Origin of the sequence: Bacteroides sp. ET489 (genome assembly GCF_030518095.1) — a bacterium.
GTDB lineage: Bacteria > Bacteroidota > Bacteroidia > Bacteroidales > Bacteroidaceae > Bacteroides > Bacteroides ndongoniae.
Window position 1 is genome coordinate 1 of the sequence record NZ_JAULLJ010000027.1, and the last position, 14771, is coordinate 14771.

11 protein-coding genes and 1 CRISPR repeat array are annotated in these 14771 nt (G+C 48.0%); of the genes, 8 read left to right on the forward strand and 3 right to left on the reverse strand.

Going from position 1 to position 14771, the window contains the following annotated elements; translation table 11 throughout:
- Positions 1–43: 43 nt before the first annotated feature.
- Positions 44–395: a CRISPR direct-repeat array (repeat unit 29 nt; unit sequence CTTTTAATCGTACCTTATGGAATTGAAAC).
- Positions 396–1889: 1494 nt separating this feature from the next.
- The 3 genes from Q3C19_RS13425 to Q3C19_RS13435 form a co-directional block, all read right to left on the reverse strand.
- Positions 1890–3233, reverse strand: a complete 1344-nt coding sequence (locus Q3C19_RS13425) for an MATE family efflux transporter (RefSeq protein ID WP_302729939.1) — start codon at positions 3231–3233, stop codon at positions 1890–1892.
- Between the two features lie 177 nt (positions 3234–3410).
- Complete coding sequence (gene yidC / locus Q3C19_RS13430; protein WP_022163904.1) at positions 3411–5267, reverse strand: membrane protein insertase YidC; 1857 nt, start codon at positions 5265–5267, stop codon at positions 3411–3413.
- 44 nt (positions 5268–5311) lie between these two features.
- The gene (locus Q3C19_RS13435; protein ID WP_302729941.1) at positions 5312–6958 is read right to left on the reverse strand and encodes a CTP synthase; all 1647 of its coding nucleotides are present in this window, start codon (positions 6956–6958) and stop codon (positions 5312–5314) included.
- Positions 6959–7257: 299 nt separating this feature from the next.
- Between Q3C19_RS13435 and Q3C19_RS13440 the strand changes: the two genes are divergently transcribed.
- From Q3C19_RS13440 to rsxA, 8 genes are all read left to right on the forward strand, one after another.
- Positions 7258–8715 carry a DUF3078 domain-containing protein gene (locus Q3C19_RS13440; protein WP_071149295.1) on the forward strand — a complete coding sequence of 486 codons (1458 nt, stop codon included), beginning with the start codon at positions 7258–7260 and terminating at the stop codon, positions 8713–8715.
- A 333-nt stretch (positions 8716–9048) separates the two neighbouring features.
- A complete protein-coding gene (locus tag Q3C19_RS13445) occupies positions 9049–9471 on the forward strand; it encodes a SoxR reducing system RseC family protein (RefSeq protein ID WP_302729944.1) in 423 nt (140 codons plus the stop codon).
- Between the two features lie 32 nt (positions 9472–9503).
- Positions 9504–10412: a Fe-S cluster domain-containing protein gene (locus tag Q3C19_RS13450; protein ID WP_071149298.1), complete on the forward strand. Its 909-nt coding sequence runs from the start codon at positions 9504–9506 to the stop codon at positions 10410–10412.
- A gap of 37 nt (positions 10413–10449) precedes the next feature.
- Positions 10450–11787, forward strand: coding sequence for an electron transport complex subunit RsxC (gene rsxC / locus Q3C19_RS13455; protein WP_022162948.1), 1338 nt, complete (start codon positions 10450–10452; stop codon positions 11785–11787).
- 14 nt (positions 11788–11801) lie between these two features.
- Complete coding sequence (locus Q3C19_RS13460; RefSeq protein WP_022162947.1) at positions 11802–12794, forward strand: RnfABCDGE type electron transport complex subunit D; 993 nt, start codon at positions 11802–11804, stop codon at positions 12792–12794.
- Positions 12791–13453: an RnfABCDGE type electron transport complex subunit G gene (locus Q3C19_RS13465; RefSeq protein WP_277121407.1), complete on the forward strand. Its 663-nt coding sequence runs from the start codon at positions 12791–12793 to the stop codon at positions 13451–13453. Before Q3C19_RS13460 ends, Q3C19_RS13465 begins: the two co-directional genes overlap by 4 nt.
- 18 nt (positions 13454–13471) lie before the next feature.
- Positions 13472–14056 carry an electron transport complex subunit RsxE gene (gene rsxE / locus Q3C19_RS13470; protein ID WP_022162945.1) on the forward strand — a complete coding sequence of 195 codons (585 nt, stop codon included), beginning with the start codon at positions 13472–13474 and terminating at the stop codon, positions 14054–14056.
- Positions 14057–14101: 45 nt separating this feature from the next.
- The gene (rsxA, locus tag Q3C19_RS13475) at positions 14102–14680 is read left to right on the forward strand and encodes an electron transport complex subunit RsxA (RefSeq protein ID WP_022162944.1); all 579 of its coding nucleotides are present in this window, start codon (positions 14102–14104) and stop codon (positions 14678–14680) included.
- Positions 14681–14771: the final 91 nt, after the last annotated feature.

The window sequence follows — 14771 nt, forward strand, 5'->3', positions numbered from 1 at the left end:
GAAACGTATCTGCAAATAGGTTAACATGGTGTGGTTTTTTTGTCTTTTAATCGTACCTTATGGAATTGAAACCTCGATTGAATATACTTCCTTCCACAATTTCGTACTTTTAATCGTACCTTATGGAATTGAAACAAGTTCAATGAAGGACTTAAAAGAAATGATGACCGGCTTTTAATCGTACCTTATGGAATTGAAACTATCTCCAAACTTATTTCGACATCGAGAATAAGCGACTTTTAATCGTACCTTATGGAATTGAAACGGTATTAATAATACTGTTTTCGGTTAATTTTGTTTCCTTTTAATCGTACCTTATGGAATTGAAACGTTTATACATACGAGGATGACGGTGTGACGGTAAAGCTTTTAATCGTACCTTATGGAATTGATTTTCGACATAAAGTGGTAGCTTACCGTTAAGAATTTCCTCTTAAATTGTATCTTATGGATTTTAAATAGTCTTTAATGAGAAAAGAATTATTGAATCATATAAAACTATTTTACCACAAAGCACCACAATCATAGCAGGAACAACAAAGGGAATAAGTCTCATAAGACAAGTACTCCAGCTCAAGCTGGCCGGAGAGTCTCACCTTGGAAAGTATCTTCCAAGGACATGGGTAACTACTATCACTTTGTGGTTTTTCCATGTGACCCTGCATCGCCGACACAGAAGGCTCTGGTGCTCTTGGTGGCAGGGTATGCAGGAACAACCGGAAGGTACTGTACTTCACGGTGAACATGCTCATCGAGAACCTGAAACTTGACGGGAAACAAACTTCTTCCGAAAACTGAATGCACATGACCTTCTGATAATAAGCGAGCTTATTGCGGAAGTATGCCTGGACAGAATCGTGTATAAGGTCATTAAATTTAATCTATCAGGAGAAAATCTAAGAAAGAAGTATTAACTTGGCCAACGGTACTGAATACTAACTGGGGACTGAACGGATATTAGTGGAAATGCTGAACGGGTATCCGCTGGAGTATGTACCTTGGGGACATCACAAATATATCATAGACAAATATTTCAACAAGCCTGAGAAGGCAATGTTCTTTGTGCGAAAGACGCTCGAAAACGGTGGGAGCCGAGTGTCCTTTTGAACTTTATGGAATCTTGGTGATATCTGTACTTCAATGTTCCGATTGTTGACATAATTTTGTCGTTTTAAATTTATGTTCAGACATGCCGCAAAACTATTCCCATTTTTCCCTAACTGCCCAATCTTTTTTTCCCAACTGGGAAAAAATATTTTCCTAACTGGGGAAGTAGAATCTTGCAATCTTGCAATCTTGCAATCTTGCATCCTTCCTCACACGCACCCACGCGCATGCGTGCGCGCGCGTGTTATAAGGTTTAGTGTTGCCTACCACCCCACCCATTGGGCACCCCTCCTTCCCGAAGGAGGGGAGGCAGGTGCTTTGCAGAAGTTAGAAGTAGGAAAGAAGTTTTCGGTGATATGCCCAAACAAAGGTTTTTGAAACACTCCTCCTTCCTGAAGGTTGTTCTCTCCCGATAATGGAGGAGTTGAGTTCTTCTTGCCCATGATAACCTTTCAGGATCAGAAGGCTGTTCCCGCCCGATAGCGGGGGAGTTAAGAGGGGGTGAGTACCCGGAGGGGGAGGTGGCAGGTGAAAACATAAAGTGTTAATATGCAAATAGGCCTGTTGCTGCCAATTTCCTCCTTTTGCAAGACTATCGGCTTCCACTTCTAACAGAGCAAAGCGGAGTGATAACTTCTATAACTTCCATAACTTCTATAACCTCTTAACTCCTTAACTTCTTCACTCCTTATATACGCGCGCGTACGTGCGTGAGCGTGGGTGCGTGTGAGGAAGGATGCAAGATTGCAAGATTGCAAGATTCGCGGGGTTCATCGCTGCCTTTAAATCTTCTTCAGCATCCAGTTTCCTTTGTGCAGGTAGTAGGAGCAGAAAAGGAAGATGAAAGTGGCGTAGACGATCTCGGAAGTCCAGCATAGGGCAACATCGAGGCGCAGGTAGAGAATAATGAACGTGATATAGGCCACATAGATGACCAATACGGACAGTTCGAGGCCGAGGGCAGTGCGAGTATTACCTGTGCCCGAAACGGCCTGAAAATAGACGTTAGCGGGGATTAGGAAGAAGTAGGTGGAACACATGACCCACAGCGAAGGTATGGAGGCCTGACGCAGCTCGGGAATGTCGGTGTAGATGCCCAGTATCAGCTCGGGAAAAAGGCTGAAGAGCAAGGCCAGGGGCAGCACCAGCAGATAGGCCAGACGGATGTGCTGGAGGATGGTGGAGTGCACGCTGGAGGCGTGGCCGGCGCCGATCAGGTTGCTGACGAGCGAACCGCAGGTCGATGCGAAGGCCATCATGACCATGAAGAGGATGCCGCTGACGCTGCGTATGATGTTGGTAATGGCCAGCGGACGTTCGCCCAGATGCTCAATGTAGAGGAAGAACAGGAACCAGGTGGACAGGGACAGGAAGTTCTGCAGCATGGTCCAGAAAGAGACGTTGAGCATGTGGCGCAATACGGACAGCTGCAACCGGGGAATGCGGTTGAGGCCGTACTTGGGGCAGTCGATGCGGTAGCGCGTGTAGACGATGAAAAAGACGAGTGATATCAGCTCGGCCAGCGACGAACCGATGGCTGCGCCGGCAATGCCCAGCGCGGGGAAGCCCAGCTTGCCGAAGATGAGGATGTAGTTGAGGACAATGTTGCTCAGGACCATGACGATGGAGTTCAGCGTCAGGGTCTTGGTCTGCATGGTGCCCAGAAAGAAGGCACGGAAGATGATGGCGCTGAAAGAAAAGAAGGCACCGAACACACGCCAGTGCAGGTAGCTGTTGGCTGCTTCGTAGATTTGCGGCGATTCGATGATGTGCTTCAGCAGGATGGGCGAGAAGCAGTAGGAGAGCAGGAACAGGACGGCTGCCAGGAAGGTCTGGAAATAGATGCCCTGGTAGAGGAGCGAACCGATGGTTTTGTAGTTCGCTTCGCCGTTGCGCCGGGCGATGAGTATCTGGGTGCCGATGCTGAAGCCGAACGCTACCATGAAGATGACCGTATAGAATACGCCGGCGATGGCCGAAGCGCCAAGTTCGATTTCGCCTACACGGCCCAGAAAGGCGGTATCGGTCATTCCGATCATCTGTTCCATGATCAGGCTGATAAGGATGGGATAGGCTATGAGCCAGATTTGCTTGTTGGTGTAGTGGGTAGGATAGGTTGTTTTCATATTGTTTTTGGAATAGGTTAGAATAAGAATGACGCGGAATACACAAATTCTTATGATACATCGTTTCCCGTAGGGGCGATGGATAAAAATCTATGTTGTCCGCGTCATTCACTCAGACACGTGGGCTGGCAAGTTGCGGAGAGGGTATCTGCCGGTTTGCAGCCGTTGGCTGATATTTTATTTGCGACCTTGGTTCTGACGTTGTCTCATCAGTTCTTCCTGTTGCTTCTGCATGGCTTCCAGACGGGCGGCGAATCCCGATTTCTTCATTTTACGGGGATCCTTCTTGTTGGCTTCGAGCTGTGCCAGCAGGGCTTCCTCATTGGTCATCTTGCGCATGATGATGGTGGTTGCCACACTGATCAGGGTGGAGAGGAAGTAGTAGTAGTTCAAGCCTGAAGGATAATCGTTCAGGATGAACAGGAACATGATAGGCATCAGGTAGGACATCCACTTCATGGCTGCCATCTGCGGATTGGCACCAGTGTCCTGCTGTTGCATCATGTACTTGGTGTTCAGGATGTTCGTAACCGTCATCAGCAGGCAGAACAGACTGAGGTGGCTGCCCAGGAACGGTATGTGGAACGGGAAGTTGATGAACGCGTCGTACGTCGAAAGGTCGTCGGCCCACAGGAAGCTTTGCTGACGCAACTCGATGGCACTCGGCACAAAGAGGAACAAGGCCATCAGGATGGGGAACTGGATGAGCATCGGCAAGCAGCCACCCATCGGGCTGACACCGTACTGGCTATAGAGTCCCATGATTTCCTGCTGCTTCTTCATCGCGTCTTCCTGCTTGGGATATTTCTTGTTGATTTCGTCGATTTTCGGCTTCAGTACGCGCATCTTGGCCGATGACATGTAGGTCTTCCACGTGGCAGGGAATACGACGGCTTTGACGATGAGCGTCATAAACAGCAGTACGAGACCCATGCTCAGACCCCAGCTGGACAACCAGTCGAAGATGTTGATGGTGAACCATTTGTTGATCCAGCGGATGAGAGGCCATCCCAGGTAGACCAGACGGTTCAGTTCCCACTTGTCGTCGCGTCCTTTGTCGAGGGCGGTCAGGGTCTTGTAGTGGTTGGGACCGAAGTAGAAGTAGAGCTGGGTAGGTGTCTGGCCGGCAGGATCGAACGCGGTGCTCATTTCGGCTGCATAGTCCTTGATGTAACCGCTGCCCTGTGCTTCCAGTTTCGACGTCAGCTTGCTCTTCTCGAAGCTCGATTCGGAAAGGAATACGGTAGAGAAGAACTGGTTCTTGAAAGCAATCCAGTCGAGGGGTTCGGACAACTCTTTCTCGTCGTTTTTCGAAGGAGAGAGGTAGTCGGTGCTCTCGCCGGTTACTTTGTAGGTAAGTTCGGCCAGGCGGTTCTCGTACGTATAGCCTTTTTCAATCTGGCGGGCACGCTGCGACCATTCGATGTCGACCGACTTGTTGCTTGATGCCAGCTTTCCGTCCATGTTCACTGCCTGAATCTTGAAGTCGACCAGGTAGCTTTCGGGATGCATGGTGTAGATGAAGTCGATGTAGCTTGCGCTATCGGCTGCCAGACGCATGGTTACGGCTGTATCCGTCTGATTGACGGGGGTGAAGTAATAGTCTTCGGTCTGTATGGTCTCCTTCTTGTTGTAGAACAGGAAGTTCATCGAAGCATCTTCACCGCTGAACAGGGTGACGGGAGTTGTCTTGTCCTGTTCCTTCCAATCTTTCAATGTAGCTGCTGAAATGCGTCCGCCTTTGGTGCTGACGCTAATCTGGGCTACGTCGTTTTGGATGGTAATCTGCGTATCTGTGCCTTTGCGGGCATTGAAGAACAGGCTGGTAGAGTCCAGACTCTGCTTTTCTTTCTCGTTGGCCAGTGCGGCTTCGGCTTTGGCTCTCAGATCGGCTTCGCGTTGTTGTACTTGTGCGATGGAGTCGTAGTAGCGTTGCTGGGCTGCTATTTCTTCCTTACTGGGGCGGCTCAGAAAGCTGAAGACCACCAGTAATATGGCAATCAGAACCAGACCTGTAATGGTATTTTTGTCCATGTAGTCAATAAAGTATGTTTAAAGTTTTTCTATGAATGATGTTGTCATTTTTCTACGTTCGCATCTTCATTTGCAGCATGTTCGCGTTCGTTTTCGATGGCGGCTTTCACAAATGAAACAAACAGCGGGTGCGGTTTCAGCACGGTACTGCTGTATTCCGGGTGGAACTGGGTGCCGATGTACCACTTCAGTGCAGGTATTTCGACAATTTCTACCAGGTCGGACTCGGGGTTGATGCCCACACACTTCATGCCTGCTGCTTCGTATTCTTCCTTATATTGGTTGTTGAATTCGTAGCGGTGACGGTGACGCTCCTGAATGTGCTCTTCGCCGTAGGCTTCGTATGCCTTGCTGCCTTTCTTCAGCACGCATTCGTAAGCACCCAGACGCATGGTGCCTCCCATGTTGGTGATGGACTTCTGTTCTTCCATGATGTCGATGACATTGTGGGGAGTCTTTTCGTCCATTTCGCGTGAGTTGGCGTCGGCGTATCCCAGTACGTTACGGGCAAACTCGATGGCGATGCACTGCATGCCCAGACAGATACCGAAAGTGGGGATGTCGTGGGTACGTGCGTACTTGATGGCTACAAACTTGCCGGGGATTCCACGCTCTCCGAATCCCGGTCCGATCAGTACACCGGCCTTTCCCTTCAGAGCTTCGGCTACATTTTCGTCTGTAAGCTTTTCGCTGTTTACGAAGTCTACTTCCACTTTGCGGTCGTTGTAGGTACCGGCTTGTGACAGGGCTTCGCGGATGGACTTGTAAGCGTCCTGCAGGTCATATTTTCCGACCAGGGCTATGTGCAGAGGAGCTGTTGCCTCGGCTTTGTGACGGCGCTCCAGGAAAGCACGCCACGGACCCAGTCCCGGAGTATCGCCCACCGGCAGATTCATCTTCTTCAGAATGGTTGCGTCGAGCTTCTGTGCCTGCATCAGGATAGGAACTTCGTAGATGGTAGGTGCGTCGATGCTTTGTACAACGGCTTCTTCGTCAACGTTGCAGAACTGTGCCACTTTTCTTCGGAGGTTGGCATTCAGTTCGTGTTCGGTACGCAGCACGAGGATGTCGGGCTGGATACCAACGCTTTGAAGTTCTTTTACCGAGTGCTGGGTCGGCTTGGTCTTCAGTTCGCCGGCAGCAGCCAGGTAGGGAACATAAGTAAGGTGTACGCACAAGGCGTCTTTACCTAATTCTCTTTTCAGCTGACGGATGCTTTCCAGGTAGGGCAATGATTCGATATCGCCCACGGTACCTCCGATTTCGGTGATGACGAAATCGAATTTGTATTTATTGCCCAACAGCTTGACGTTGCGTTTGATTTCGTCGGTGATGTGGGGGATTATCTGGATGGTTTTTCCTAAATAATCGCCTCGACGTTCTTTGTCGATAACGCTTTTGTAGATGCGCCCGGTTGTGATATTGTTGGCTTTGGTAGTCTGGATACCTAAAAAGCGTTCATAGTGTCCTAAGTCCAGGTCGGCTTCGTGACCGTCTACAGTTACGTAACACTCTCCGTGTTCGTAAGGGTTCAGTGTACCCGGGTCGATGTTGATGTACGGGTCGAATTTCTGGATTGTAACTTTGTAACCTCTTGCTTGCAGCAATTTACCGATGGAGGATGAGATAATGCCTTTTCCTAAGGAAGAGGCAACGCCACCAGTGACGAAAATATACTTTGTTTCTCCCACAGCTATACTGTTTTTAATTAATTTGTTTTCAATTTAAAGCGCAAAATTATGAAAAAAATGAGGAAGTTCATAAGGTTTGGCAAAAACAATTGTGAAAAACCGCTGGAGACGACTATTTTACCTGATTTTCGGATTTAATATCCCTGTAGAGTTTAGGATTTACAGAAGTTGCCACTTGGCTTCATTCCGCAGAAAAGTAAAGCCGCCAGCAGCATAAAGAGCAGATTTTAACTTATTGTCGGTTGTTTCCTATATAAAATTAAGTTATTTTTGCGCTCAAATCATAAATTCAGGGCTTTATGAAGAATAGACGTTTTTGTATGTGGATAATGGCAGCCACCATGCTTTTCCCATCGGTGCTGATGGCGCAGAACTCCACAAGTGCTCTTCCCGATAAAGGGAAGACGGTAAAGACCAGTGTACAGGATACTGCAAAGGTCGATACCTTATCTGGAATTTTAAAGGAAAATCTGATGTTGAAATTGAATAAGGTGGATTCACTTTATAAGGTAGATACTGTATCCGTGCTGTATGAAAAGTATCTGGGGATACTGAACTATCTGAACGATCCGGCTACTTCGGAACGTTATATCGCCTGGAATCCGTATTATTACCGGATGTTTGTGCCCTTTACGTATTTTTATGGTCCGCTGAAGCGTTATTCTACGTTGGAGTGGAAGTTTCAGCAGCCAGATACAGTGCCCGAACTGACGCGCGACCTGCTGCCGTACGATACGCTGAGCTTTTCGTCGTTGGACCGCATCGGTGAGGTGGTAGACCGTACACTGCTGTCGGCCTATGTGCATTGCCCGCGGAAGGTTACACGGACGGAGGATGTGATTAACCAGGGAAGACTGTTCAAGGATGACATCGAAAAGGAAGCATCGTCCAAACCGTCTGTCATCAAACTGTTCTCGCAGGAGAAAATGACGGTGAAGAAAGATGCAGGAGTTGTGATTCATAAACCCAACTGGTGGACAACGGGTGGAAACGGTTCGTTGCAGATAACGCAGAACTACATTTCGGACAACTGGTACAAGGGTGGAGAAAGTACCAATTCGGTGCTCGCCAACCTGCAGATGTTTGCCAACTACAACGACCGTGAAAAGATCCAGTGGGAAAGTCTGTTGGATGCCAAGCTGGGCTTTACATCTGCACCCTCGGACAAGTTTCACGATTTTCTGGTGAATACCGACCAGCTGCGTATCTACAGCAAGCTGGGTATCCAGGCTGCTTCGAAGTGGTATTATACTATATCGACCGAATTCAAGACCCAGTTCTGTCATGGCTATAAGGCCAACGAAGAACCGTTGGTTTCGTCTTTCCTGGCACCGGCTGACTGGTCGGCCAGTGTCGGTATGGATTATAAGCTGGTGAAGAGTAAGATAAATCTGTCTGTGTTCATGGCACCTTTGACGTGGACCATGCGTTATGTGGGCAACAGTGAGGTGAATGAGGTGAGCTTTGGTCTGGAGGAAGGAAAATCGGTGAAACATAATTTCGGTTCGCAGATTAAGCCGACCTTGACGTGGCAGATCATACCTTCGATTTCGCTGGAGTCTCGTCTTGACTTCCTGACGAGTTACGAGTGGGTGCGCATCGAATGGGAAAATACATTCAACTTTGTGCTGAACAGATACCTGTCGACCAAGCTTTATATTCATGCCCGTTTTGATGACAGTAGTTTGCCGACCGAGGGTGACAGCTATTTCCAGGTAAAAGAACTGTTGAGCTTCGGTATCAACTATTCATGGTAAGCAAAGGCTGAAGATTGGTCAGAATGATAGTGGAGAGAGTGTATCTTCATTTCGACACACCCTCTTCTCAATACAAAAGGATGTTCTCTCTGCCGTATCGGGATGCGATGCGGAGGGGAAAACATCCTTTTTCTTTCCCCCTGTCGCAGAATCCCGGAAATGGCTTTTCGGGTGATTTTGAGCATTTCATCGGCTCTGCTTATTGTAAAATGAGTATAAATACCATTCAAATGCAAAAAATGAACGTTATCGCACACAAAAAAACTATTTAATCCCTTGCAGTTCGTAAATAATGAGTAAATTTGCCGCGATTTGTAATGCTCACTTTGCAAAATGGCGAATACTATAGAACATCAAGGTATTGTGGAAAACATAACAAATTCGCATCTTCAGGTGCGGATTGTTCAGACTTCTGCTTGTGCGGCTTGCAGTATAAAGGGACATTGCACTTCGGCCGACGTAAAGGAAAAGCTGATTGATGTAACGGTGACAGATACGTCTTCTTATCGGGTAGGGGATCGGGTCTGTGTAGTCGGAGAAGTGTCGATGGGTGCATTGGCCGTACTCTATGCTTTTATATTCCCTTTCCTGATTTTGGTAATTTCTCTTTTTGTCTTTATGAGTATTTGGAAGGAAGAATTGTCTTCGGCGCTTGTGTCGTTCTTGTTGCTGGCATTATACTATGGTGTCTTATGGATGAACAGGTCGCGGATGAGCAAGAAATTTTCCTTTTCGATCAAACCGATGATTAACTAATTTAAAATAAATAACTAATAAACAACAGATCTATGAATGTAATTCTGATTGCAGTGATCTCTTTGGGAGTCATAGCGCTCGTTTCGGCGATTGTGCTCTATGTGGCTTCCAAGAAGTTTGCCGTGTATGAAGATCCACGAATAGCCAAGGTGGCTGCTGTGCTGCCCCAGGCCAATTGTGGTGGATGTGGGTACCCTGGTTGTAGCGGATTTGCCGACGCATGTGTGAAGGCTGGTTCTTTGGAAGGGAAATTGTGTCCTGTAGGTGGACAGGCTGTTATGACTCAGGTCGCTGAAATCCTGGGATTGGATGCTGCTGCATCCGAACCGATGGTGGCAGTGGTGAGATGTAACGGTACGTGTGCCAACCGTCCTCGAATCAATCAGTACGACGGTGCTAAAAGTTGTGCTATCATGTCTTCTCTGTATGGAGGCGAAACGGGTTGCAGCTATGGCTGTCTGGGATGTGGCGACTGTGTCTCAGCGTGTCAGTTCGGTGCCATTCGCATGAACCCTGAAACAGGGTTGCCCGAAGTGGACGAAGCCAAATGTACGGCATGCGGTGCCTGTGCGAAAGCTTGTCCGCGTAATATCATCGAAATCCGTCCGCAGGGTAAGAAATCGCGTCGGGTTTACGTACAATGCGTCAATAAGGACAAGGGAGCTGTGGCCCGTAAGGCATGTACGGCTGCCTGCATCGGTTGCGGAAAGTGCGTGAAGGTATGTCCGTTCGAGGCCATTACGTTGGAAAACAACTTGGCTTATATCGACTATAACAAATGTAAGTCGTGCCGCAAGTGCGAAGAAGCCTGTCCGCAGGGAGCTATCGTGGCTCTGAACTTCCCACCGCGTAAACCTAAGACGGAAGAAGCCGCACAGGGCGAGGCTCCGAAAGCCGCTGAAGTAAAGGCTGCTGAAGTGGCCGCTGATGCAAAGAAATAAAGATTAGAGAAATAAACGAATTAAAATACAAGATCGTATGTTGAAGACATTTTCAATTGGTGGAGTACATCCACACGAAAATAAACTTTCAGCACATCAGCCGATTGTCAAGGCAGAGATCCCTGCCAAAGCAGTGATTTTGTTGAGCCAGCATATTGGTGCGCCGGCAAAGCCGATTGTGGCAAAAGGTGACATGGTGAAGGTTGGAACAAAAATAGCCGAGCCCGGAGGTTTTGTCTCTGCGGCCATCCACTCTTCTGTCAGTGGAAAAGTTGCTAAAATTGATACGGTTATCGATGCCAGCGGTTATGCCAAACCGGCTATCTTTATTGACGTGGAAGGTGACGAGTGGGAGGAAAGCATCGACCGTAGTGAAACTTTGGTGAAAGAGTGCAACCTGTCTGCCGAAGAAATTGTGAAGAAAATAGCTGATGCAGGTATTGTTGGTATGGGAGGTGCCTGCTTCCCTACACAGGTCAAGCTGTGTCCGCCGCCTGCATTCAAAGCCGAATGTGTCATTATCAATGCTGTAGAATGTGAACCTTATCTGACCGCCGACCATCAGCTGATGCTGGAGCACGCTGAAGAAATTATGGTAGGCGTATCAATCCTGATGAAGGCAGTAAAGGTGAACAAGGCCTTTATCGGTATCGAGAACAACAAGCCTGATGCTATCCAGCTGATGACGAAAGTTGCCGCTTCGTATGCTGGTATCGAGGTTGTGCCTTTGAAGGTGAAATATCCGCAGGGAGGTGAAAAGCAGCTGATCGATGCCATCATCAAACGTCAGGTGGCTGCCGGTGCACTGCCTATCTCTACAGGAGCTGTGGTACAGAATGTAGGTACAGCCTTTGCGGTATATCAGGCCGTTCAGAAAAACAAACCGCTGTTTGAGCGTGTGATTTCAGTGACCGGAAAGTCGCTGGCCAAGCCGTCTAACTTCCTGGCTCGTATCGGTACGCCGATGAAGCAGCTGATTGACGCTTGCGGCGGACTGCCGGAAGATACCGGTAAGATTATCGGTGGTGGACCGATGATGGGTAAGGCGCTGGTAAATACCGATGTTCCTACTGCCAAGGGAAGCTCGGGCATACTTATCATGAACGATAAGGAAGCCAAGCGTGGCAGTGTTCAGCCCTGTATCCGTTGTGCCAAGTGCGTAGGAGCCTGCCCGATGGGTCTGGAACCTTATTTGCTTGCAACTGTGTCGGCTCATGGCGATTTCGAGAGAGTGGAAAAAGAAGATATTATGTCGTGTATAGAATGTGGCTCCTGCCAGTTTACCTGTCCTTCCAATCGTCCTATGCTGGACTTTATACGTCTGGGCAAGGCAAAGGTCGGTGCCATGATACGTGCACGCCAAGTAAAAAAATAAATTAGCACAAATCTATGAATAAGTTAATTGTATCCCTTTCACCCCATGTGCATGGAGGTGATAGCGTGAAGAAGAATATGTACGGGGTGCTTGTGGCACTGATCCCGGCTTTTCTGGTGTCGCTATATTTCTTCGGACTGGGAGCACTGATCGTTACTGCTACTTCGGTGCTGGCCTGTCTCTTTTTCGAATGGGTGATCGGCAAGTATCTGCTGAAGAACCCTCATACAACCATTACAGACGGTTCGGCCATCATAACCGGTGTGCTGCTGGCATTCAACCTGCCTTCCAACCTGCCTGTGTGGATCATCATCATTGGTGCACTTTTTGCCATTGGCGTAGCCAAGATGTCGTTTGGCGGTTTGGGATGTAATCCTTTCAATCCTGCTTTGGCCGGACGTGTATTCCTGCTGCTTTCTTTCCCGGTGCAGATGACCAGCTGGCCGGAAGTAGGACAACTGATGGCTTATACGGATGCTACGACAACTGCCACTCCGCTGGCTATTATGAAAGGTGTGATCAACGGCGCTCCCGGAATGTCGTTGAGCGACCTGCCGCAGTCTTTCCACCTGCTGATCGGTAACAACAGTGGCTGTATCGGTGAGGTCAGCGCATTGGCACTGCTCATCGGACTGGCTTATATGCTGTGGAAGAAAATCATTACCTGGCATATTCCTGTATCGATTCTTGTGACAGTATTTGTATTCAGCTCGATCATGCACTGGGTTGATCCTGAAAAGTATGCGTCTGGTCTGGTACACCTGCTTTCGGGTGGTCTGATGCTGGGTGCTATTTTCATGGCTACCGATTATGTGACTTCGCCGATGAATCATAGAGGAATGTTGATCTATGGTGTTTGCATTGGTCTGCTGACGGTCATTATCCGTCTGTTCGGTGCTTATCCCGAGGGTATGTCGTTTGCCATTCTTATCATGAATGCATTCACTCCTTTGATCAATACATATGTTAAACCTAAACGCTTTGGGGAGGTAGCGAAAAAGAAATGAAAAAGTTAGAATCATCCTTAAAGAATATGTTACTGGTGCTCACTGGTGTGACTGCCGTTTCTGTAGCATTGTTGGCTTATGTCAATGAACTGACAAAAGAACCCATTGCGCAAGCCAATGCCAAAACATTGAGCGACGCTGTCAGCGCCGTTGTTCCCGGATTTGACAATGACCCGATAGCGGAAAAGAAAATTCAGGAAGTGAACGGAGTACAATATGCTGTTTATCCGGCTACAAAAGGCGGAGAATATATTGGAGCAGCTGTTGAGGCTACGTCTATGGGGTTTGGCGGTGAACTGAAAGTATTGGTCGGATTTGATGCCGAAGGCAAGATCATCGATTATTCTCTGTTGGCTCATGCCGAAACTCCGGGACTTGGCTCGAAAGCTGCCGACTGGTTTAAGAAGGGCAATAAGGGAGATATCGTAGGACTTAACCCGGGAGAGACTCCGCTGACCGTGAGCAAAGATGGCGGTCAGGTAGATGCCATTACTGCTTCTACCATTACTTCACGTGCTTTTCTGAATGCAGTAAATGCAGCCTATGCCGCTTATGCCGGCCAGAATACGGCCGATGGAGCAACGGGCGCTACACAAAAACATGTTGAACCTGCTAATGATGCCGACTCTGCTGCTACGGACTCGGTTAGCGTTAATTAATGAAAGGAGTAGAAAGCTATGAACAATTTTAAAGTATTGATGAACGGGGTTATCAAGGAAAACCCGACGTTTGTGCTTCTGCTTGGTATGTGTCCTACTTTGGGTACTACTTCTTCGGCAATCAATGGTATGGGCATGGGATTGGCCACGATGTTTGTGCTGATTTGCTCCAACGTCGTAATCTCAGCGATCAAGAATCTGATCCCGGATATGGTACGTATTCCGTCGTTTATTGTCGTTATCGCTTCGTTTGTGACATTGCTGCAGATGATTATGCAGGCTTATGTTCCCGGACTGTACGCAACACTGGGATTGTTTATCCCCTTGATTGTGGTGAACTGTATTGTACTGGGACGTGCCGAGGCTTTTGCGGCCAAGAACGGTCCGTTGGCTTCCATGTTCGATGGTCTGGGCATGGGTCTGGGCTTCACGTTGGGTCTGACTCTTCTGGGAGCTGTACGCGAGTTGCTGGGTACGGGCAAGATATTCGGTCTGACTGTTTTCCCGGAAGACTACGGTATGCTGTTGTTTGTTCTTGCTCCGGGTGCATTTATCGCATTGGGCTATCTGATTGCTGTGGTAAACCGTTTGAAGAAGGCCTGAAACAAGGAGAATGAATCATGAATTTAACGATCAATTGAAGAAAGTATGGAATATATATTGATATTTATTTCGGCAATCTTTGTGAACAACATCGTATTGTCGCAGTTCTTGGGAATCTGCCCGTTCCTGGGTGTATCCAAGAAGATTGATACGGCACTGGGTATGTCGGCAGCAGTAGCGTTTGTGCTTACTATTGCTACCATTGTGACATTCCTTATTCAGAAATATGTTCTCGACGCATTCGGCCTGGGCTATCTGCAGACCATTACCTTCATCCTGGTGATTGCAGCATTGGTTCAGATGGTGGAGATCATCCTGAAAAAGGTATCTCCTTCTTTGTATCAGGCATTAGGCGTATTCTTGCCGCTGATTACGACGAACTGCTGTATTCTGGGTGTAGCGATCCTTGTTATCCAGAAAGACTATGATCTGCTGACAGGTGTGGTTTATGCTTTTTCAACAGCATTGGGCTTTGGATTGGCATTGACACTGTTTGCCGGTCTGCGCGAACAGATGAGCCTGGTGAACGTGCCTAAAGGAATGCAGGGCACTCCTATTGCACTTATTACAGCCGGCTTGTTGGCGATGGCTTTTATGGGCTTCTCGGGTGTAGTGAAAATTTAATCGATCATAATGTGAATTTGGACGCGAATGATGGCCGCGAAAAGGGCTGTCATTCGCGTTTTTTTTATTTTTTTCTCTTCTTTCTGTTTTT